The following is a 20,819-nucleotide window of genomic DNA, read 5'->3' as shown; positions in this document are numbered from 1 at the left end:
CGAAGGATGCGTGTGCGCCCCGGACCGGCGCCATGCCCGCGAACGGAGACCGATATGAGCAAGACTGGCGGCAACGACTCGAAGAGCACGCTGTACTGCTCGTTTTGCGGCAAGAGCCAGCACGAGGTCCGCAAGTTGATCGCGGGCCCGACGGTGTTCATCTGCGACGAGTGTGTCGAACTGTGCATGGACATCATCCGCGAGGAATCCAAATCCTCCCTGGTGAAATCGCGCGACGGCGTCCCCACGCCGAAGGAAATCCGCCGCGTCCTCGATGACTATGTCATCGGTCAGGATTTTGCGAAGAAGGTTCTCTCCGTCGCGGTCCACAACCACTACAAGCGCCTCGCCCACGCCTCGAAGCACAACGACGTCGAGCTGGCCAAATCCAACATCATGCTGATCGGGCCGACGGGCTCGGGCAAGACGCTGCTCGCGCAGACGCTCGCCCGCATTCTCGACGTCCCGTTCACCATGGCGGACGCGACCACCCTGACGGAGGCGGGCTACGTCGGCGAGGACGTCGAGAACATCATTCTCAAACTGCTCCAGGCCTCCGACTACAACGTCGAGCGGGCGCAGCGCGGCATCGTCTACATCGACGAGATCGATAAGATTTCGCGCAAGTCCGACAATCCGTCGATCACCCGCGACGTCTCCGGCGAGGGCGTGCAGCAGGCGCTCCTGAAGATCATGGAAGGCACCGTCGCCTCCGTGCCTCCGCAGGGCGGCCGCAAGCATCCGCAGCAGGAGTTCCTGCAGGTCGACACCACGAACATCCTGTTCATCTGCGGTGGCGCCTTCGCAGGCCTCGAGCGAATCATCTCGGCGCGCGGCAAGGGGACCTCAATCGGCTTCGGCGCCACGGTTCAAGCTCCCGACGATCGTCGCACGGGCGAGATCTTCCGCAACGTCGAGCCCGAGGATCTGCTGAAGTTCGGCCTCATCCCCGAGTTCGTCGGCCGCCTGCCCGTGCTGGCGACCTTGGAAGATCTCGACGAGACCGCCCTCAAGCGGATTCTTCAGGAGCCTAAGAACGCTCTGGTCAAGCAGTACCAGCGCCTGTTCGAGATGGAGAACGTCGACCTGACGTTCCAGGACGAGGCCCTGTCCATGGTTGCCCGCAAGGCCATCGAGCGGAAGACCGGTGCACGTGGCCTGCGCTCGATCCTCGAGACCATTCTCCTCGAGACCATGTACGATCTGCCGGGTCTCGAATCCGTCGAGCAGGTGGTGATCGGCCCCGAGGTCGTCGACGGCAAGTCGCGTCCTCTCTACATCCACGGGGACCGCAACAAGGAAGCCCCGGCCAGCGTCAGCGCCTGAGCGCTGCCTGACCCTGTCCGGCTCGCGTCATGATGGCCGGCCTCGGGGCGGATGCTTGAAAACATCCGCCCCCGCTTCCATCTGAATTCAGACGCGCGATGGCCGCACGCTCGCCTTTCGAGGTGCGGTGTCCCGCCGCCAGCCGCTTCTCCGATAACACTTCCGACCCCTTCGCGGCCCGGTCGGCTCCTGGCAGGTTGCTTGCTCCCCGGAGGAGCGACTGCCCGGCGTCCCTCATGAGGAAGTCCGACATGACTCAACCGAAATCGCGCCAGCCTGTGGTCCCGGGCTCGACGGGCTCTTATGCCGTCCTGCCGCTTCGCGACATCGTCGTGTTTCCGCATATGATCGTCCCGCTCTTCGTCGGTCGCGAGAAGTCGATCCGCGCCCTTGAGGAAGCCGTGCGGACGGATCGTCACATTCTTCTCGCGACCCAGATCAATGCCAGCGACGACGATCCGGCGACCGACGCGATCTACAAGATCGGAACGCTCGCCAGCGTGCTCCAACTCTTGAAGCTGCCCGATGGTACCGTGAAGGTGCTGGTCGAGGGGGCTGGTCGCGCCAAGATTACCCATTTCAGCAAGTCGGACTCTTATTATGAGGCCGAGGCCGAGACTCTCACCGATGAGCTCGGTGACAGTGTCGAGGCGGAGGCGCTCGCCCGCTCGGTCATCGCCGAGTTCGAGAACTACGTGAAGCTCAACAAGAAGATCTCGCCCGAGGTCGTCTCCGCCGTCACACAGATCGACGAGCCCTCGAAGCTCGCCGACACAGTCGGCTCCCACCTGGCGGTGAAGATTGCCGACAAGCAGGCGATCCTGGAGATTCCCACGGTCGCGCAGCGCCTGGAGCGGGTGCTGTCGCTGATGGAGAGCGAGATCTCCGTCTTGCAGGTGGAAAAGCGCATCCGGACCCGCGTGAAGCGGCAGATGGAGAAGACTCAGCGCGAGTACTACCTCAACGAGCAGATGAAGGCGATCCAGAAGGAGTTGGGCGATTCCGAGGACGGCAAGGACGAGCTCGCCGAACTCGAAGACAAGATCGAGAAGACCAAATTCACCAAGGAGGCCCGCGACAAGGCGGTGGCGGAGCTGAAGAAGCTGCGTCAGATGTCGCCCATGTCGGCGGAAGCCACCGTCGTGCGCAACTACCTCGACTGGATGCTCGGCATCCCGTGGGGCAAGCGCTCGAAGATGAAGAAGGATCTGCTCGGCGCGCAGGTGATGCTCGACGAGGATCATTTTGGCCTCGACAAGGTCAAGGAGCGCATCGTCGAGTATCTGGCTGTGCAGCAGCGGGCCAACAAGCTCACCGGACCGATCCTGTGCCTCGTCGGTCCCCCCGGCGTCGGCAAGACTTCGCTTGGCAAGTCTATCGCCAAGGCGACGGGCCGTGAGTTCGTTCGTATGTCGCTCGGCGGCGTGCGCGACGAGGCCGAGATCCGCGGTCACCGCCGTACCTATATCGGTTCGATGCCCGGCAAGATCGTGCAGTCCATGCGCAAGGCCAAGACCTCGAACCCGCTCATCCTCCTCGATGAGATCGACAAGATGGGCATGGATTTCCGGGGCGATCCCTCGGCCGCCCTGCTCGAGGTCCTCGACCCCGAACAGAACTCGACCTTCAACGACCACTACCTCGAGGTCGATTACGACCTGTCGAACGTGATGTTCGTTACGACCGCCAACACGCTGAACATCCCCGCGCCCCTCATGGACCGCATGGAGGTGATCCGCATCGCCGGCTACACCGAGGAGGAGAAGCTTGAGATCGCGCGGAAGCACCTGATCCCGGGCGCGGTCAAGAAGCACGGCCTCGACGCCAAGGAATGGCAGATCGACGATGCCGCGCTGCTGATGCTCATCCGTCGCTACACGCGGGAAGCGGGCGTCCGTAACCTGGAGCGCGAGATCTCCAACCTCATCCGCAAGGCGGTGAAGGAGATTCTCATCACGAAGGTGAAGGCGGTTGCCGTTACCGAGGAGAACCTGCCGGTGTTCCTCGGTGCTCCGAAGTTCCGCTACGGCGAGATCGACGAGGAGGATCAGGTTGGTGTGGTCACGGGCCTCGCGTGGACCGAGGTGGGTGGGGAGTTGCTGACCATCGAAGGCGTCATGATGCCCGGCAAGGGCAAGATGACCGTGACGGGCAACCTGCGCGACGTGATGAAGGAGTCGATTTCCGCTGCGGCGAGTTACGTCCGCTCGCGGGCCGTCGATTTCGGCATCGAGCCGCCGCTGTTCGAGCGCCGGGACATCCACGTCCACGTTCCGGAGGGAGCGACTCCGAAGGATGGCCCGTCCGCCGGCATCGGCATGGCCACCGCCATCATCTCCACCCTCACGGGCATCCCCGTGAAGAAGGATGTGGCGATGACCGGAGAGGTGACACTCCGTGGCCGGGTGTTGCCCATCGGCGGTCTGAAAGAGAAGCTGCTCGCGGCTCTTCGTGGAGGTATCAAGACGGTGCTGATCCCCGAGGAGAACGCCAAGGACATCGCCGAGGTGCCCGATAGCGTTAAGAACGGGATGGAGATCATCCCGGTCTCGCGGATGGATCAGGTTCTCAAGCATGCCCTGGTGCGGGTACCCGAACCCATCGAGTGGGAGGAGCCGGCCCCGCCGGTTCGCCCGGTGATCGGTGAGGACGAGACCGCCACGGTCATCGCGCACTGAACCGCTGACAGGCGAAGAAGCCCCGGAGGAAACTCCGGGGTCTCTTTCTTCGTGCGGCTTCCCATCCTCGTGAGGCTACGGGTTGCGTGCCGACGGCCGCTTCGGTACGACACGGCGCGCCTGGGCGGTTAGCTCAGTTGGTAGAGCGTCTCCTTTACACGGAGAGGGTCGGCGGTTCGAGCCCGTCACCGCCCACCAGGCCCTGTCCCGTCTCGCGGGACGACATCGGATCGCCTGACATGACCGAGCCACGCGGATTTCCCACCCCTTGGCTCGTCGTCGAGAAAGCGGAAAGCTTCTGCGTCGAGGATGCCGCCGGCGTGGCCGTCGCGTGGACCTATTTCTCGGACGATGAGGCTTCGCGCACGGCAACCGGCGCGATGACCCGTGACGAGGCGCAACGGATCGCGAAGGCGATCGCGATGATCCCCGAGATGCGAACCATCATTCGAACCCTGCAGGACGGCCTGGCCGAGGCCGACACCGGCGAGAGCTGACGGCACTCAGCCGCCGGCGAGGACCAGGGCCCAGAAGCGCTTGTAGCGAGTGCCCGGCGCATCGACGCGGGCGATGCCGACGCGCTTCAGTTGCGGCATCAGCATGTTCTTGTTGTGCTCCGGCGAAGACTTCCAGCGCGCCAGCACCTCGTCGAAGGTGTTCGAGCCTGCACTGAGATTCTCCGCCGCGTAGGCGCGGCCGAAGCCCGCCTCCGCCATGCGTGCATCGAAGGTGCCGCCGATCTCGTGGCTGAGACGGCCGGCCTTCGCATTGGAAGCCGCCTGATACGACGCGGCCCGGATCAGGCTGGTGTCGATCACCACCGGCCCGAGACCGTGCTGTGCCCGGTAGCGTGAGATGGCGGCGGCCGCTGCCTGCTCATCGAGGATCACGACGCTGGTCGGCGTATCGGGACCGAGGAGGGTGGGTGCGCTGCAACCGGCCAAAGTCACCGCGACGGATGCGGCCACGACGTAAGCGAAGGCGCGTGAGGATAACTTGGGCATCGGCTCATGGGCTCGGGCGGGATCGGCTCCATGCTTTTCCCGGTTCCATGCCCCTTGCGGCCCCATGCGGCGAAAACGCGGCAACGGTCCCACGCCGATCCGTTCGCTCGTCACCGTGGCATGCTGGGCACGCCCCGGCTCAGATCCGCGTACCCGGATCGCGTAACGGCGCACCGCAGCGCCATCCGGTGATGCGATAGTCCGGATGCGTCCCGACCCAGCGCGCCAGCTGCGGCTGTGCCACGTGGTGGCAGGCACGCGCGTCGGCGACGTCGAGGGCGAGCCGCCGCGCTTCGCAGGTGTCCGGCGCGTTGGTCATGCAGGCTGTGAAGTAGAGGAAGAAAAACCCCGGCATCGTTCACCCTCCGCAAGCCTTGACCGACGACACGAGCATCTTCCGGCCGGTTGCGTTCGATGAGCTTAGGATTCCCACAAGCGAAAGCGAGCCGGCGCAACGTCGCCGCCGCGGGCAGGCGGGACCTTGGGGACGCGAAGTCCTTGCAACACAATGCAGATTGTCGGGGAATAAAAATGGCGCGGGCGACGGGACTCGAACCCGCGACCTCCGGCGTGACAGGCCGGCACTCTAACCAACTGAGCTACGCCCGCGTGGCGTGGAAAGCGATCCGCACAAGACACGTTTCGCGTCGCGCGAGATCGGACTTTCGGAATGGTAGGCTTGTAAATGGCGCGGGCGACGGGACTCGAACCCGCGACCTCCGGCGTGACAGGCCGGCACTCTAACCAACTGAGCTACGCCCGCGTGGCGTCCCGCCTCGTCTCCGCTGCGGTGTCGGGGGTGTATGTTCGGCCGCCCGGGCTGTCAAGCAGCCTGCGGCGGCATCCCGCAAGATCGTTCGAGCGTACACGTGACCGCTTCTGTGGCCCCCTCCGGACGAAGCCGACGTCGCGCCTCGATCGAGGGCAGGGAACACCGGAGCTGCCCCGCGGCTTGTCCGAGCGTCGAACCCGTGTGGGAGGTGCCCGTGTTTCGTGTCCTCCGCACCTTGGGCCTCGCACTGGGCGTGCTTGCGGGCATCGTTGGGGCGCAGGGACCTGAGTTCGCTCAGCAGTATGGCCAGCGGTTGGCTGGGACCGTCGAGGAGTTGCGCCGCGTGGTCGCCGGGTTCGAAGCCGATGCACAGGCGACGGGACATACCCGTGACAGTGCCATTGCGCGGCTGCGCGGCGATTCCGATGCTCTTGTTTCTCGACGTGGGGCAGCCGCGCGCGCGGATCTCGATCGGCTCGCCACCCTAACGGCACGCCGCGCCGCCCTCGACACCGCCGGTGGTTCTCTCGGCCGACTTGCGGCCCTGATCCGCGACCCCGACCTCCATCTCGCGCGGGCGACCTACGAGGACTATCGCCCCGCGATCCCGACGACCGCCGATGGCTTGGTGGCCGGGCTCCTCGGGTTCCTCGCCGCGTGGGCGGGATGGCGGGTTCTGTGCGACTTCGGGCGGCGTCTGATCCATCGACCGTCCGTCTCGGTCACCGCCTGAACCGTGTCCGCCAGGGCACAGGTGTTGCACGGCATCTACAGCCCGACCAGGACGAGTGCACTACGACTGGCGCCGTAGCGCGCGGGTCAACTCGTGGCGCCGGTTCACGGTCGACAGTCGCAATCATGGCGCGTGCGTCCCACCCTTCTGTCGATCCGGCCCTCGATGCCGCCGCGCTCCTGCGGCGCATCGGGTTCTTCGGCCTGTTCGTCCTCGTGCCGGTGACGACGCAGATGGGTCGCCGCGCGGCCGTCATTCTGGCGCCCATCGCCGTGGTGCTGCTTGTGCTGGCCAGCGCCATCGACGGCAAATCCGGGCCCTGGAGGCCAGCCGCCGGGCGCCTGCTGCGAATGCCGGCCTTCCTCGCCGGGCTCCTCGTCATCCTGTGGGCGGCTCTGTCCCTGGTGTGGACGCCGTTCCTCGATCTTGCCGCCGAGCGGTTGCTCAACCTGATCGCGACGATCCTTCTGACCCTCGCGGGCTATCTCGCCCTGCCGGAGCGGATGCGTTCGGCCAACCTATACCTCCTGCCCGTGGGCACCGCGGCCGCCGCTCTCGTGGCGATTCTGCTCGGCCTGTTCGGGCATCGTCTCCCAGGAACGCCAACGGAGATCGATGGAACTCTGGACCGTGGATTGACGCTTCTCGCGCTCCTGGTCTGGCCGGCCGTGGCGTGGCTGCGCTCGCGCGGGCGCGACCTCGAATCCCTAGGCCTCGCGCTCCTCGTGGCCGTGGCCCTGGTGGTTTCGCCGAACGCGCTTCAACTCGCAGCCTTGGCGGTGGGCGCCGCCGCCTTCGCCCTCACCAGTCTCCGGCCGTTCCTCGGCGTACGCGTCGCAAGCCTCGGTGCGGCAGCCCTCTTGGTGGGGGCGCCCCTGCTGCCGTTCCTCGCACGACCCGTCGCCTCGACCCTGCTCGGCCCGGCTTCGCCCGGCGCCCTGTCGCTCAAGACCTGGCAGAAGATCGTCACCACGGAGCCGTTGCGCCTCGTCACGGGGCACGGTTTCGAGACGGCGCTGCGGGGCAGGATCGTCAATCTCCTCCCGGCCAATGCGCCCACCACGCTGCTGTTCGAGTTGTGGTACGAACTGGGCGTCGTCGGCGCCTTCGCCGCGGCGTTCGCGCTTCAGGCCGCGATCCGCCGCAGCGGACGGGGGACGCCCGTCCTCGTCCCCGGCGCCATGGCGGCCTTCGCCGCCGCATTCACCATCACCTGTATCGGTGTCGGCCTGACGGTGATGTGGTGGCTCACCACCCTGACGGTCGTGATCCTGGCCTTCGTCGCCGTGGCACGCGGCCAGTTCCGCACCCGCCGCCCGAAGGCGAGCCAGATCGGTCACCCGGAGACCCTCTGAGCCTCCGGCGCGGCGCCTGTTTCGTAGGCCACCGCTCCGGGCTCAACCGTCGGAACGTGCCTCGATGCCGGCCATGTCGTCGTCCGACAGGCCGAAATGGTGCCCGATCTCGTGGACGAGGACATGGGTGACGAGGTGCCCGAGGGTTTCCTCGTGCTCGGCCCAATAATCGAGCAAGGGCCGGCGGTAGAGCCAGATCTGGTTTGGCATCTGGCCGGTCGTGAACTCGCCCGATTGCGCCAGTCCGATGCCCCGGAACAGGCCCAGCAGATCGAATTCGCTGGCGCAGTCCATCTCGATCAGAGTGTCGTCGTCGGGAAATTCGTCGACATGGATGACGATCCCCGGGCAAAGGGCACGAAACGCAGGTGGGAGATCTACGAACGCCGCATGAGCGAGCGCTTCGATGTCGTCCAGGGACGGAGCATGACGTTCGGCCCAAGGCTCTTGCCGTGTGTCCTCTTGCCGTGTGTCCCCCTGCTGCGTGTCCTCTAGACTATGGTCGTCCTGCAGGCCGCTCACCGGATCACCGGTAGGACGCGGTGCGTGAGGAAGCCCGCGAGATCGCTCGTGATGTGGTCGATATGCGCTTCCTGCACCGCTTCCTGCTCGAACGCCTCCCGGAACGGATCGAGGGTTCGGGGCACGACCAACACCGTCGCCATGCCGATCTCATGCGGCACTACGAGATTGCGGGCGATGTCCTCGAACAGAACCGAACGGCGCGGATCGACCCCGTGGCGGAGGAGAAAACGCTCATAGGTCGAGCGTTCGGGTTTGGGCACGAAATCCGCGTCGGCGATATCGAACACGTCTTCGAAATGGTCGAGAATTCCGAGTTTTCGCGCCACGCTCTCGGCGTGCCGACGCGATCCATTGGTGAGGATGAGCTTGCGGCCGGGCAACTCGGCGATGGCGGCCCCCAGGGCCGGGTCGAGGCTGATGCTCGAATGGTCGATGTCGTGAGCGAAATCGAGAAAATCGTGCGGATCGATGGCCGCCTCGATCATCAGCGCTTTCAGGGTGGTGCCATAGCGATGGTAGAAATACTTCTGCAGGGCACGCGCCGAGAGCCCATCGAGACCGTAGAGGCGCATCACGTAGAGGGTGATCCGCTCGTCCACCTGTGGCCAAACCCGTGCGTCGCTCGGGTAGAGCGTGTTGTCGAGATCGAACACCCAGGTGTCGACATGATCGAACCCACGGGATCGGACGGAGGTGAAATGGTTTTCGCCGGGAAGGAACAAGGCGCTTCGACTTAAGGGTTGGGCCGGATGATCCGGCCGGGACGGCTAAGATGGGGCATGGCGCCGAAATTGGAAGCGCCAAGGTTCGCCAATGGCCCGAATGGTGCATCACGGTCTGATATGGGACAGGGCCATCGTTCACCCTGGAATCTATCGAAGCCTCGTACGTCGAGTTTGTCTTCGACTTGCGCATTCGCGCGCCAAGGATGCTGTTTATTTCGTCACCACCTTCCTGTATTCGCTCATGGACACGAAGACCAAACCCCTGTCTAGCGTTTGTCGATCCGGCGCAAATGGGTAGGCTTGGCGCTGTTTTTAAACATTCATATACGACCCCAGTCTTAGGTTGGGTTCAGCCCGTCTCACGACGATCCCAATCGACACGTCGAACCCTTTGGGAGGGATGCATTGCTCGCCCGAGATTTTCGGAGCTTCTTCAACGCGTCGCGACGTGAGGGCGTGATCCTGTCGTTCGGCGGTGATCTCTCGGAGAACGTTCTTTTTTCCCTCGGGGAAGTGCTGAAATTGCGCATGGGCCAAGATGCGACGCATTCGAGTGTCACGAAGCGAGTCTTCGGTATCTTCGTCGAGCAGGCGCAGAACATCATCCGCTACTCGGCCGACAAGGTCGCCGAGCCAACGGGTTCCCGCGGTCTGATCAGCGCCGGCATGATCGTCGTCGGGGTCGCTGGCGAGCGGTTCTACGTGGTGTGCGGCAACGAGGTCCCGGACAGCGATGTACCGACCCTGCGCGCGCGCCTCGATCACTTGACCACGATGACAGGTGACGAGTTGAAGGCGTTCTACCGTGAGAAACTCCGTCAGCCGCCCGACGAGGGAAGCCTAGGCGGTAGTATCGGCCTCATCGAGATCGCCCGCCGGTCGAGCGCGCCCGTCGAGTACGATTTCCAGGAACTCGGCGATGGGCGGAGCTTCTTCTGCCTCAAAGCCTACATCTGAACGGCGCCGGACCGATGGATACCATCAGCCTTCCCGCGACCGAGCGGTCGCCGCGCATCGATTTCGATTTCGGGCGCGGCCACCTCGCCTTGCGCGGCGAATCCTATCCCGAGGACGCCGCGGCGTTCTACGGACCGCTTCTTCAGGCCCTCCGGGGATATCTCGCCGAGGCCGCCACCGATCCCATCGTGTTCGAAGTCGGGCTCGCCTACTTCAATTCCTCGAGTGCCAAGGCGCTCATGAATCTGTTCATGCCCCTGGAGGATGCCGCCGCCGAGGGTCGGCCGGTGACGATCCGCTGGTTCTACGCCGATGGCGACGAGACAATCGCGGAAGCCGGTGAGGATTTCGCCGCCGATTTCTCCCATGCCCGCTTCGAGATGGTCGAGGAGCTCGCATGACGTCGGTGCCCAAGGCCGCGCCCCGTGCCGCCACGGCCCGCCCCGCGAGCGACGCCTTCAGCCTCTACGATGCCGAGGAAGCCGTGATCCGGCAAGCTGAGACGATGCTGGCTGGGCTTTCCGATGCCGCCGCCGGCGTCAACGCCTTGGCGGAAGCGTACCGCCGCGGCTACCGCGAGCAGCAACGCCTCGTCCGCATGAGCGACCGGATGCAACTCGATTTGCAGAAGGCCAATCACTGCCTCGCCGAGCAGCGTCGCGATCTCCAGGCGCTCAACGAAGCGCTCTCCAGGGAGATCGAACACCGCTCGCGCCTCGAAGCCGAACTGCGCCGCCTCGCCGACACCGACGACCTGACGGGTGCCCTGTCCCGGCGGCGCTTCATGGAGATGAGCGTCCGCGCGTGGCAGCGCCATGCGATCGACGGCACGCCGATCACCGTCATGATGCTTGATCTCGACCGCTTCAAGCTCGTGAACGACAGCTTTGGGCACGCCGCCGGTGATGCGGCTCTCGTCGCTTGTGTGGCGGCCTGCCTGGCGAACCTGCGTCCACACGATATCATCGGCCGCACCGGCGGCGAGGAGTTCGCCGTTCTGCTTCCGAACACCGCCCTCGACGCGGCCCTGGCGATTGCCGAACGTCTGCGGGTCGCGGTCGCATCGGCCGCGATCGAGACGCCGGGCGGGACCGTCATCCTGTCCGTCAGCATCGGCGTCGCCGAGGCCCGACCCGGTGGATCCCTCGAAGCCGCCATGCAGCGCGCGGACGCCGCCCTCTATACGGCCAAGGACAGCGGACGCGATCGTGTGCGCAGTGCCCCCGATGCATTGGGCTCCGCCCCCGGTCGACCGATCCGCATGACCCCCGAGGGCCCATGATTCCCGAGGGCATGCCGAGCGCCGAAGCTGCGCCGGTTCGGCGCGGCGGTTCCCTGCGGGGTGCCGGCCCACGCCGTAGCAGCGACTTCCTCGAAGCCGCCGGGTTCACCGATATGCCGCTGGCCGAAAGCGCCGCCGGCCCGACCATGAGGCCCGGATCCCTGCGCGGGTCTGCCCGAGGGCGCGACCTCGATAGTCTCGCCCATACCCTGTTCCTGCGGATCTACCCGGTCATCGCCGTCGTCGTCCTGGTGACGCAGATCGGCATCGCCTGGGTGAACTACAGCGACCAGATCCGGCTCTACACCGAGCGGGCAAAGCTGCTCGCCGCCCTGACCGCAAGTGCCGTCGCTCGGCCAGATTGGAGTACCCGGCCCGAAATCTACCGGTATCAAGTCCAGGCCCTAACCCTGGATCCGGCGTTCCGGGCGGTGGTTCTGCGCAATGCCGCGGGGGCCGTGGTCATGTCGCTGGGTGACATGCCGCGTGGTCGGTCCTGGGACATGGTCGTCGCGCAGGCTGATCTCTCCCTCCCATCCGAGACCAAACCCGTTGGACACCTCACCCTGGCCATCTCGGCCGAGGCGTTGCGCGGCAACGCCGAGAAGCAGGCGATTCTGGCCCTCGTGACCAGTCTCATCCTGATGCTCGCCTTCGTGTTGACCCTCCACGCCAATGTACGGGCGCACGTTCTGGCACCCCTCAAGCGCCTGCTCCTCGCCATGCGCGAGGTCGAGCACAAGAACTGGGTCACCGTCGAATCCGGTGCCCGTTTCAGGGCCAGCAACGAAATCGACGTGATCTCTCAGGCGTTCAACCGCATGGTCGAGGGTCTCCGAACGGGCGACGAAGCGAAGCGGCTGCTACAGGAACTCGAGACGGCGCATGCCAAGCTCGCCGAGGCCAACGGCCTCGTCATGGAGAGTATCGGCTACGCACGACGCATCCAGAGTTCGGTTTTGCCCGACCGCGCGGCGCTCGTGAGCACCGGCCTCGAGGTCGGGGTCCTGTGGGAACCGCTTCACGTCGTCGGCGGCGACTACTTTTGGCTCGAGAACATCGACGGGCTCGGCATCATCGTGGTGGCGGATTGTACCGGTCACGGCGTCCCGGGGGCCTTCCTCACCCTCATCGTCGCCACGGCCCTCGACCGCATCCTGCACGAGCGGCGCCTGCGCGACCCCGTCGAGGTGCTGCGTGCCCTCGACTCCATGGTCCGGGTGCAATTGCGCCAGGACGGTCGGGGCGCGGTTTCCGATGACGGCCTCGATTGCGGGATTTGCATCTGGGATCGGCAAACCGCGACCCTGCGCTTCGCCGGGGCCGGCCTCTCCCTCACGAGTGTCACGGATGGGACCGTCACGCGCATCCGCGGCGCGAAGAACGGCCTCGGCTATCCTCGGCGGGCAGGGGAAATCTTTGCGGTGGACGAGATCGTCGTCCCGACCTCGGTGGAGACGACGTTCTACCTCATGACCGACGGGATCACCGACCAGATGGGCGGAGAGCGGCGTCGACTGCTCGGTCATCGTGGGGTCGCCGACATCCTCATCGCGCGATCGCATGACGGCCTCGGCGATCAGGTTGCGGCCCTGCAGCAGGCTCTTGCCGATTACCGTGGCAGCGAAGCGCGCCGGGACGACATGACTCTGGTGGCGTTTCGATCGATCCCGCAATCGCTGCCCGCGTGACCGCCCTCGTCCCGGTTCGCCCTGCCGGGCGAACCGGGTCACGGTGTCAGCTCCGGCGGATCAGGGTCCCGGCACCGTAATCGGTGAACAGTTCCAAGAGCACGGCGTGGCTGACCTTGCCATCGAGGATGACGACCGCCTCGACGCCCTGCTCCAGGGCGTAGATACAGGTCTCGACCTTCGGGATCATGCCGCCCGTGATGGTGCCGTCGGCGATGAGCCGGCGGCAATCCTCCAGAGTGAGTTCGGGGATCAGCTTCTTGTCCTTGTCGAGGACGCCCGGTACGTCGGTGAGCAGCAGCAGGCGCTTGGCCCGCAGCGCCCCCGCGATGGCGCCCGCGAAGGTGTCGGCGTTGACGTTGTAGGTCTGTCCGTCGGCGCCGAAGGCCACAGGAGCGAGGACCGGGATGAGTTCGGCCTTGAGCACCGCATCGAGGACGCCGCGCTCGACGTGATCCGGTTCGCCGACGAGGCCGAGATCGACCTCTTGCTCGGTCTGGCTCTCGGGATCGATGATGGTGCGTGTGGCCTTCTTGGCCCGCACCATATTGCCGTCCTTGCCGCACAGGCCGATGGCCCGTCCGCCCTCGGCCGAGATCCAGCCGACGATCTGTTTGTTGATGGAGCCGGCCAGGACCATCTCGACCACCTCGACGGTGGCCTCGTCGGTGACCCGCAAGCCGCCCTTGAACTCCGACTCGATGCCGAGCCGCCCGAGCATCCGGCCGATCTGCGGGCCGCCGCCGTGGACCACGATGGGCTTGAGGCCGGACTGCTCCAAGAGCACGATGTCCTCGGCGAAATCCTCCGCCGCGGCACGGTCGCCCATGGCGTGGCCGCCATACTTGATAACCACGATCTCCTGGTCGTAGCGCTGCATATGCGGCAGGGCCTGAACCAGGACTTCGGCACGCACGTGCACGTTCGGCAACGGGTCTTTCATCGTGGGGCTCGTTCCTCGATGCGTGCCGGGCGGTCGTGCACGGCGCCGGGCTTCTACCGCAGGCATGTGACCCTGCGAAGCAGGCAGCGGGCAATTTTTGCGCCCAGCCACGCGGCAGCGGGCGCAACCGCCGGTCTGTCCGTCAGATGACGGCCTCGATCAGGCCGAGGCCGCGGGCCTCTTCGGCCTCGATGTACCAGTTCGAGGGGGCGCGGGTCAGCACTTCGTCGAGGCTCACCGTCGATCCCGCGACGAGGTTGGCGAACCCTTCGTTCTGGATCTCGATGGAGCATTCGAGTTCGTGCAGGGCCGCCGTCACCGTGGCGATGCAGGTGGTGAGCGGACCGTCGATGTGCAGCTTCTTCGAGATCTTGCGCTCGTGGATCATCAGGCGGGTGCCGCGCGTCAGGTAGCGGTTGGAGCGGGCGAAGAAGCTCATGAAGGTGGTGCCGGCCGAGTAGATCGCTGCTTTTCCGAGAAAGACGATCCGCCGGTGCGGATCGACCTCGCTGGCGAAGCGGATGTCCTCGCCCATCATCCGAGCCACTTCCGGATCACCGCCGAGGGTCGAGAGTTCGACCACGACGAAATCCTGATCCGACGCCGCATCGAACTGCTGGCGGAAATCCTTGTACATCGACTGGTCCACGGGACCGGAGAGCAGGATGGCGGGAGCCTTGAAGGCCGAGGCGGGAAGCGGCGTCGTGTCCATGGTGTCCTTCGGGGGAAACGTCATCGGCCGCGTCCGGGAAGGCGTCGCGGGACCGGCTTGTGAGACGCTCACCGTCCCCCTGGAGTTCCGCGCTCCGATGCGACGACGGGCCGATCTTCATCTGCGGGTGCGACCGCATGCCGAAACACAATCCATCGGACACTCCCGGAAGCGTGATGATTGGAGAGAACTGATTTCCGCCGGAGGCACCGGGCCTTTAACGTCCGCTTAACTTTGAATCGTGATCCTGGGTCCCGTCGATCAGGGACTAAGCCGTTGTCCAACTCCGATTCTTTCACCCCCCGCCAGACCCTGACGAATCCGGGCCTGCTTGCCAGCGCGCTGCACCGGATCGGCACCGAGGCCGCCTCGACGGCCGAGGTCTGGCGCCGTCTCACCGAGCATTACATCGTCGATCTCGACGCCGTGGCGGCGCTGCTGCCGCGCGCCGAGCCCGAGCCTCTCTGGCTTCAGGGCCGGGACTGAGGGTGGCCCAAGCGTCACACACGGGCGCGATGCGTCTCGAGAATCCGCCCCTGGCATACGGTGTGCGTGGGGAGGATGGACACCAAGACCAATAACCCGAAACCAGATCTTCGAGGAACGCCCCAGACAACAATCACGCGGCCGCTCGAACGCCAGAGCCACTCCGCGGACCTTCTTCGCCATCTCGAACAAGAGGTCCGTCATGTCCGAATTGCTGTCCGTCGCCCTCGTCTGCATGCAAACCATGCTGGTTCAGAACTGCTCCCGCCAAACAGCCCTCGACGTGATCATCGCGCCCGCGAGAACACCGATGGAATGCCTGATCCACGGACAGGCCATGGCGGCGTCGGCCGGGTTGCCCGGAGGCGACGATCGCTACCTCAAGATCACCTGCGAGCGCCGCCACGCCGATCTGCGCCATCTGAGGCGCGCCGGCTACGCGGCAGCCGTTGTCCTGGTCCCCCGCGACGCCATCTGACGCCGAAGGGGCCGATCGCGAACCCGGTCGATCCCCACTTCGTCGCATCACTCGCAGCACGACTGCTCCGTCGACGCACGGTTTCGGTTGGCGTCGGACGGTCGGCCTACTCAGACGTTCGCCGGCTCGAGCGTGAGGCGATCGCCGGTCCGCAAGGTGCCGCCGGCCACCACCTCTGCGTAGACTCCGCAATCCGTGTGGCCAAGGTGCTGCGACAGGGCGCGGGGGATCGTGAGGTCGCGAATGCCCGTGACCGGATCGACGTTGGTTGCCGCGCAACGCTCCGTGCGTTTGAGAACGCGCAGCGCGACCCCGCCGTGCGTGACGAGCGTGCGCCCGACGAGGTCGAGTTCGGCCCAAGGCGCCAGACCCGAGACGTGGAGATTCGCTCGGAACCGCAGGGGATCGACGGCAGCACCCGTCAGGGTCTCGACCGCCGCGACGCTGGCGAGATTGAGGAGCGAAACGAAGCCACGGGGCGAATCGGTGAAGCGGAAGCCGTCGGGCGCGCCCAGCACCTTGGGCGGGCCGCGTAGGGCGTCGGGCAGGTACCCGGCCAGGAAGCTTTCGATGGCGCCGCGTCCTTCCGCCGTGCCGAGATCACCCTGCGCCGCGACGCCGCCATCACCGTGGATCGTCAGGACGTTCGTATGCCCCTCGTAGCGTGCGTCGAGGCGGGCCAGGGCTTCGTGGCGCATGAGCATCAGGAATTTGATCTTGGGCTGATGCACGGGTGCCGCCGGATCGAAGCCGGACGGGCCGTTCTCGACGGCGAACAAGCGATCGCCGGGAAAGTAGTCGCCCGCCTCCAGATCGACGCTGTCGAGCCGTTCGGGCGAGAGGCCCTTCACGGGGTAGCGATGGAGAGCGTCGAGGTGCAGTTCGTTCGTCATCGGAAGAGCATGGACCGGTGACGAAGCCGCTTGCAAGGGTCCGGAAGATCCCGCCCCCACTTCGATCCGGACCCCCTTGTGGTGCGTATTTACAACACCACATCCGTGTCACCGGCGGCTGGATGGCGCCGGGGTTCTCGCAGTGAAGGTATGGGACCGGAGCCGGGGAACGACGTCTCGGAACGGCCGCGCCGCCTCATGCGGGCGGGACCGGACCGACACGGGGAGGTGGAAAGAGCATGAATTTCGAGATCTACACCGAACGCGCCCGCGGCTTCGTCCAGTCGGCGCAGACCCTGGCCATGCGCGAGGGTCATCCGCAATTGCAGCCGGGTCACCTCCTGAAGGTGCTTCTCGACGACCCCGAGGGCCTGTGTGCCGGCCTCATCGACCGTGCGGGCGGGCAGTCCCGCGTCGCCCTCGCGCAGGTCGAAACCTGGCTCGGCAAACAGCCCAAGGTGTCCGGCAATTCGTCCCAGCCCCAGGCGACGCGCGAACTCGTGCGCCTGTTCGACACCGCCGAGAAGGCGGCCGAGAAGGCCGGCGATTCCTACGTCACCGTGGAGCGCCTGCTCCTGGCGCTCGCCGTCGAGAAGGACACCGAGTCCGGCAAGGCGCTCGCCGCCGCGGGCGTGACGCCGGCGTCGCTGAATGGAGCCATCAACGCCCTGCGCAAGGGCCGCACTGCCAACAACGCCACGGCGGAGAACGCTTACGACGCCCTGAAGAAATACGCCCGCGACCTCACGGAAGCCGCCCGCGAAGGCAAGCTCGATCCGGTGATCGGCCGTGACGAGGAGATCCGGCGTACGATCCAGGTCCTGTCCCGGCGCACCAAGAACAATCCCGTGCTCATCGGCGAGCCCGGCGTCGGCAAGACCGCCATCGTCGAGGGGCTCGCCCTACGCATCGTCGACGGCGACGTGCCCGAGAGCTTGAAGGACAAAAGCCTGCTCGCCCTCGACATGGGCTCGCTGATCGCGGGCGCCAAATACCGCGGCGAGTTCGAAGAGCGCCTGAAGGGCGTGCTGTCCGAGGTGACGGCGGCGAACGGCGGCATCATTCTGTTCATCGACGAAATGCACACCCTCGTGGGCGCCGGAAAGGCCGACGGGGCGATGGATGCCTCGAACCTCCTGAAGCCCGCCCTGGCACGGGGCGAACTGCACTGCGTCGGCGCAACAACCCTCGACGAGTACCGCAAGCACGTCGAGAAGGACGCCGCCCTGGCGCGGCGCTTCCAGCCCGTCTTCGTGTCCGAGCCCACCGTGGAGGATACGGTCTCGATCCTGCGCGGCATCAAGGAGAAGTACGAGCAGCACCACGGCGTGCGTATCCAGGATGCGGCGTTGGTCGCGGCCGCCACCCTGTCGAACCGCTACATCACCGACCGTTTCCTTCCCGATAAGGCCATCGACCTCATGGACGAGGCGGGCTCGCGCCTGCGCATGCAGGTCGATTCGAAGCCCGAGGAACTCGACAATATCGACCGCGAGATCGTGCGCCGGAAGATCGAGGGCGAGGCCCTGAAGAAGGAGACCGACACCGCCTCCCGCGACCGCCTCGTGCGGCTGGAAAAGGAGTTGGCCGATCTTGAGGAGCAATCCTCGGCCATCACCTCGCGCTGGAAGGCGGAGAAGGACAAGCTCGGGGCAGCGGCCGACCTGAAGAAGAAGCTCGACGAGGCCCGCACGGAACTCGCCAACGCCCAGCGCCAGGGTCAATACCAGCGCGCCGGCGAACTCGCCTACGGCGTGGTGCCGGGCCTGGAGAAGCAGCTCGCCGAGATCGAGGCGGCGGCCGAGTCCGCGGTCAGCCGCGACGGCATGGTCGAAGAGGCGGTGACCCCTGCCCACATCGCCGGGGTTGTCTCGCGCTGGACCGGCGTGCCCGTAGACAAGATGCTGGAGGGCGAGCGCGACAAGCTGCTCGCCATGGAATCGGCTCTGGCGAAGCGCGTCGTCGGCCAGCGCGAGGCGGTTGAGGCTGTCGCGACCGCCGTGCGCCGGGCCCGGGCCGGCCTGCAGGACCCCAACCGGCCCATCGGTTCGTTCATGTTCCTCGGGCCCACGGGCGTCGGCAAGACCGAGCTGACGAAGGCGCTCGCTGGGTTCCTGTTCGACGACGACACGGCGCTCGTACGGATCGACATGTCGGAATACATGGAGAAGCACGCCGTTGCCCGCCTCATCGGTGCGCCTCCGGGCTACGTCGGCTACGAGGAGGGAGGGTCCCTCACGGAGGCCGTGCGGCGCCGGCCGTATCAGGTCGTGTTGTTCGACGAGGTCGAGAAGGCGCATCCGGACGTGTTCAACGTCCTCCTGCAGGTGCTCGACGATGGGCGCCTGACGGACGGGCAGGGGCGCACGGTGGACTTCCGCAACACCCTCCTCATCATGACCTCGAACCTTGGCTCCGAGTACCTCGTCAACCAGTCCGAGGGCGATGATACCGATGCCGTGCGCGACGAGGTGATGGGTGTGGTGCGCCATCACTTCCGGCCGGAATTCCTGAACCGGATCGACGAGATCATCCTGTTCCACCGCCTCAAGCGGTCGGAGATGGGCGCCATCGTCGACATCCAGCTCGGGCGCCTCCAGAAGCTTCTGGACGAGCGCAAGATCACCATCGACGTCGAGCCCGATGCCCGCGACTGGCTCGCGGACAAGGGGTACGATCCGGCCTACGGGGCCCGTCCGCTGAAGCGGGTGATCCAGAAGGCGGTACAGGACCGTCTCGCCGAGCAGCTCCTGTCCGGATCGATCCACGACGGCGAATCGGTGCCGGTGCGGCTCGGGCCCCTCGGGTTGACCGTGGGCGATACCCTCGCGGCCGAGACGCGCCCGCAGAACCGCCTGCTGAACTGACACGGATGTGACCGGACCGTCGCTCGCGAGCGGCGGTCCGATGCGATCCATCGACTTCATACCGCGTTGAACCGCATGGTTAGCGAATTCTTAACGGGTTTGGCCGAAGGCTTGTCCCGGAATCGATGTTCCCGCAGTGGACTATCGCTAGGGGCAGCCAGGCCTTAATCCTGACGGCTACGCTTCAACACGGACGAACGCCATGCGATTCTGCGCCCTTCCCGCACTGATGCTCCTCGCCGGGATGGCGCAGGTGGAGGCCGGGTCGCTTCCGGTCGACGAGACCACCTATGTCGAGAACTCCCTGAACCGCGACGGCCGTCTCGTCGTCGAGCATCGACCCATCGCCCGGACGCCGGGTGGGCGTCAGTCCGGCTCGTCCGCCGAACTCGCCGGCTTCTGCCACGAGGGTGGCATCATCCGCCGCCGGGACGAGTTCGGCCAACCCGTGATTCTGCGTCAGCGCGAAGTCTGCGACAGCGTCGCGCCGCGCACCCTCGCGCCAGGTCAGGTCGATGCCCGTCCGACTTGGCCCGAGGAGCCCGGTTCGCGCCGCCGCGTTCTGCGGGTGAAGGGCTGACGAAAAGGGTCCTGCCTCTCCGTCGTCTCGTGCCGAAGCTGGGTGAGCGTTCGGGAAGTACGTCCTCAGCCGTAGCGATGCAGGCTCGATCCATTGCGCTTGAGCCAGCGTTCCGCCTCCTCGACATGCGGGCAGATGGCGCCGACGAGACTCCAGAACCGGGCCGAGTGATTCATCTCCTTCAGGTGCGCCATCTCGTGGGCGACGAGGTAGTCGAGCACCAGCGGCGGGGCCAGGATCAGCCGCCACGAGAAATTCAGGGCACCCTGGGCCGTGCATGAACCCCAGCGGCTGCGGGTGTCGCGCACGGTGATGCGCGTCGGCGCTTGTCCGATGGCTCCCCCATAGCTCTTCACGGCCGCGGTCAAATCCCGGCGCGCTTCCCGTTCGAGGAAATCGCCGATGCGCCGGGCGATGTGCGGTGCCTCGCAGGCAACGGAGATCACGGGATCGTCCGCCGTCGCCTCGACCCGCGTCAGGCCGCCCGTCGACGACCGGTGAACGATGCGATGGGGGATGCCGCGCAGGGGAAGCACCGCGCCATCCACGAAGGCGATTCGCTCCGGCAGCTTGGCCAGCCGCAGGGCGATCCAGCCGCTATGGCTGATCGCGAATTTCTGCGCCACCGCCAGCGAGGTCCGCGCCGGTAGGGTCATCACCACCTCACCGGTGGCGCTCGACACGCGCAGCGTCAAGCGACGCGCCGTCGGTCGACGCCGCAGGGCGATGCGGAAGGTCTCACCCTCGTGGGCGATATCGAGATGGTCCGGGTCCGGCCCGCGCAGCAGCGCCAATCGCATGCGGGCAGCTTA

The 20,819-nt window shown here is 66.0% G+C and carries 21 protein-coding genes and 3 tRNA genes; 14 read left to right on the top strand and 10 right to left on the bottom strand.

Going from position 1 to position 20,819, the window contains the following annotated elements; all coding sequences use genetic code 11:
* Nucleotides 1–54: 54 nt before the first annotated feature.
* The 4 genes from clpX (at nucleotide 55) to ASF27_RS19125 (ending at nucleotide 4,501) form a co-directional block, all read left to right on the top strand.
* Nucleotides 55–1,326, top strand: a complete 1,272-nt coding sequence (gene clpX, locus ASF27_RS19140) for an ATP-dependent Clp protease ATP-binding subunit ClpX (protein ID WP_056097220.1) — start codon at nucleotides 55–57, stop codon at nucleotides 1,324–1,326.
* A 251-nt stretch (nucleotides 1,327–1,577) separates the two neighbouring features.
* Nucleotides 1,578–4,004: an endopeptidase La gene (lon, locus tag ASF27_RS19135; RefSeq protein ID WP_056362552.1), complete on the top strand. Its 2,427-nt coding sequence runs from the start codon at nucleotides 1,578–1,580 to the stop codon at nucleotides 4,002–4,004.
* A 122-nt stretch (nucleotides 4,005–4,126) separates the two neighbouring features.
* Nucleotides 4,127–4,202 (top strand) — tRNA-Val (locus tag ASF27_RS19130).
* 41 nt (nucleotides 4,203–4,243) lie between these two features.
* Nucleotides 4,244–4,501 (top strand): hypothetical protein, encoded by a 258-nt coding sequence (locus ASF27_RS19125; protein WP_056176049.1) that lies wholly within the window; start codon nucleotides 4,244–4,246, stop codon nucleotides 4,499–4,501.
* A gap of 6 nt (nucleotides 4,502–4,507) precedes the next feature.
* Here the strand turns inward: ASF27_RS19125 and ASF27_RS19120 are convergent, their stop codons facing one another.
* From ASF27_RS19120 to ASF27_RS19105, 4 genes are all read right to left on the bottom strand, one after another.
* Nucleotides 4,508–5,008, bottom strand: a complete 501-nt coding sequence (locus ASF27_RS19120; protein ID WP_056176052.1) for a CAP domain-containing protein — start codon at nucleotides 5,006–5,008, stop codon at nucleotides 4,508–4,510.
* A gap of 139 nt (nucleotides 5,009–5,147) precedes the next feature.
* Nucleotides 5,148–5,363, bottom strand: coding sequence for a hypothetical protein (locus tag ASF27_RS19115; protein WP_056267845.1), 216 nt, complete (start codon nucleotides 5,361–5,363; stop codon nucleotides 5,148–5,150).
* Between the two features lie 177 nt (nucleotides 5,364–5,540).
* A tRNA-Asp gene (locus tag ASF27_RS19110) sits at nucleotides 5,541–5,617 on the bottom strand.
* A gap of 77 nt (nucleotides 5,618–5,694) precedes the next feature.
* A tRNA-Asp gene (locus ASF27_RS19105) sits at nucleotides 5,695–5,771 on the bottom strand.
* Nucleotides 5,772–5,994: 223 nt separating this feature from the next.
* Between ASF27_RS19105 and ASF27_RS19100 the strand changes: the two genes are divergently transcribed.
* Both ASF27_RS19100 and ASF27_RS19095 read left to right on the top strand, forming a co-directional pair.
* On the top strand, nucleotides 5,995–6,513 hold the full coding sequence (locus tag ASF27_RS19100) for a DUF2937 family protein (RefSeq protein WP_056362779.1): 519 nt from the start codon (nucleotides 5,995–5,997) through the stop codon (nucleotides 6,511–6,513).
* Between the two features lie 125 nt (nucleotides 6,514–6,638).
* Entirely contained in the window at nucleotides 6,639–7,868 is a 1,230-nt protein-coding gene (locus tag ASF27_RS19095) for a hypothetical protein (protein WP_056362549.1), read from the top strand.
* A 42-nt stretch (nucleotides 7,869–7,910) separates the two neighbouring features.
* Here ASF27_RS19095 and ASF27_RS19090 read toward each other — a convergent pair whose 3' ends face one another.
* A complete protein-coding gene (locus tag ASF27_RS19090; protein WP_056362776.1) occupies nucleotides 7,911–8,285 on the bottom strand; it encodes a metallopeptidase family protein in 375 nt (124 codons plus the stop codon).
* A gap of 101 nt (nucleotides 8,286–8,386) precedes the next feature.
* Entirely contained in the window at nucleotides 8,387–9,115 is a 729-nt protein-coding gene (locus tag ASF27_RS19085) for a pyrimidine 5'-nucleotidase (RefSeq protein ID WP_056304328.1), read from the bottom strand.
* Between the two features lie 408 nt (nucleotides 9,116–9,523).
* On the opposite strand from ASF27_RS19085, the gene ASF27_RS19080 reads away from it, so the two are divergent.
* From ASF27_RS19080 to ASF27_RS19065, 4 genes are read left to right on the top strand one after another with little or no spacing between them, the layout of a single operon-like run.
* A complete protein-coding gene (locus tag ASF27_RS19080) occupies nucleotides 9,524–10,075 on the top strand; it encodes a SiaB family protein kinase (protein ID WP_056267854.1) in 552 nt (183 codons plus the stop codon).
* 14 nt (nucleotides 10,076–10,089) lie between these two features.
* Nucleotides 10,090–10,476, top strand: coding sequence for a DUF1987 domain-containing protein (locus ASF27_RS19075; protein ID WP_056267856.1), 387 nt, complete (start codon nucleotides 10,090–10,092; stop codon nucleotides 10,474–10,476).
* On the top strand, nucleotides 10,473–11,357 hold the full coding sequence (locus tag ASF27_RS19070) for a GGDEF domain-containing protein (protein WP_056362546.1): 885 nt from the start codon (nucleotides 10,473–10,475) through the stop codon (nucleotides 11,355–11,357). The genes ASF27_RS19075 and ASF27_RS19070 overlap by 4 nt, the downstream gene beginning before the upstream one ends.
* Before the next feature lie 11 nt (nucleotides 11,358–11,368).
* Nucleotides 11,369–13,048 (top strand): SpoIIE family protein phosphatase, encoded by a 1,680-nt coding sequence (locus ASF27_RS19065; protein ID WP_082479375.1) that lies wholly within the window; start codon nucleotides 11,369–11,371, stop codon nucleotides 13,046–13,048.
* 46 nt (nucleotides 13,049–13,094) lie between these two features.
* Here ASF27_RS19065 and argB read toward each other — a convergent pair whose 3' ends face one another.
* A complete protein-coding gene (gene argB, locus ASF27_RS19060; RefSeq protein ID WP_056176076.1) occupies nucleotides 13,095–13,991 on the bottom strand; it encodes an acetylglutamate kinase in 897 nt (298 codons plus the stop codon).
* Between the two features lie 142 nt (nucleotides 13,992–14,133).
* The gene (locus ASF27_RS19055; protein WP_056176230.1) at nucleotides 14,134–14,703 is read right to left on the bottom strand and encodes a hypothetical protein; all 570 of its coding nucleotides are present in this window, start codon (nucleotides 14,701–14,703) and stop codon (nucleotides 14,134–14,136) included.
* Nucleotides 14,704–14,979: 276 nt separating this feature from the next.
* On the opposite strand from ASF27_RS19055, the gene ASF27_RS19050 reads away from it, so the two are divergent.
* Nucleotides 14,980–15,189, top strand: coding sequence for a hypothetical protein (locus ASF27_RS19050; RefSeq protein WP_056176079.1), 210 nt, complete (start codon nucleotides 14,980–14,982; stop codon nucleotides 15,187–15,189).
* A 202-nt stretch (nucleotides 15,190–15,391) separates the two neighbouring features.
* Nucleotides 15,392–15,667: a hypothetical protein gene (locus ASF27_RS19045; RefSeq protein WP_056176082.1), complete on the top strand. Its 276-nt coding sequence runs from the start codon at nucleotides 15,392–15,394 to the stop codon at nucleotides 15,665–15,667.
* A gap of 110 nt (nucleotides 15,668–15,777) precedes the next feature.
* On the opposite strand, the gene ASF27_RS19040 is transcribed toward ASF27_RS19045, so the two are convergent.
* Complete coding sequence (locus ASF27_RS19040) at nucleotides 15,778–16,560, bottom strand: MOSC domain-containing protein (RefSeq protein ID WP_056267865.1); 783 nt, start codon at nucleotides 16,558–16,560, stop codon at nucleotides 15,778–15,780.
* Between the two features lie 239 nt (nucleotides 16,561–16,799).
* Between ASF27_RS19040 and clpB the strand changes: the two genes are divergently transcribed.
* Both clpB and ASF27_RS19030 read left to right on the top strand, forming a co-directional pair.
* Nucleotides 16,800–19,427, top strand: a complete 2,628-nt coding sequence (clpB, locus tag ASF27_RS19035; RefSeq protein ID WP_056362538.1) for an ATP-dependent chaperone ClpB — start codon at nucleotides 16,800–16,802, stop codon at nucleotides 19,425–19,427.
* A 202-nt stretch (nucleotides 19,428–19,629) separates the two neighbouring features.
* Nucleotides 19,630–20,007 carry a hypothetical protein gene (locus tag ASF27_RS19030; protein ID WP_056176091.1) on the top strand — a complete coding sequence of 126 codons (378 nt, stop codon included), beginning with the start codon at nucleotides 19,630–19,632 and terminating at the stop codon, nucleotides 20,005–20,007.
* Between the two features lie 65 nt (nucleotides 20,008–20,072).
* Here ASF27_RS19030 and ASF27_RS19025 read toward each other — a convergent pair whose 3' ends face one another.
* Nucleotides 20,073–20,807, bottom strand: coding sequence for a SprT family zinc-dependent metalloprotease (locus ASF27_RS19025; protein ID WP_056176093.1), 735 nt, complete (start codon nucleotides 20,805–20,807; stop codon nucleotides 20,073–20,075).
* Between the last annotated feature and the right edge of the window lie 12 nt (nucleotides 20,808–20,819).

This window comes from Methylobacterium sp. Leaf102 (genome assembly GCF_001422425.1).
GTDB lineage: Bacteria > Pseudomonadota > Alphaproteobacteria > Rhizobiales > Beijerinckiaceae > Methylobacterium.
This window is presented reverse-complemented; position numbering and strand designations above follow the sequence as displayed.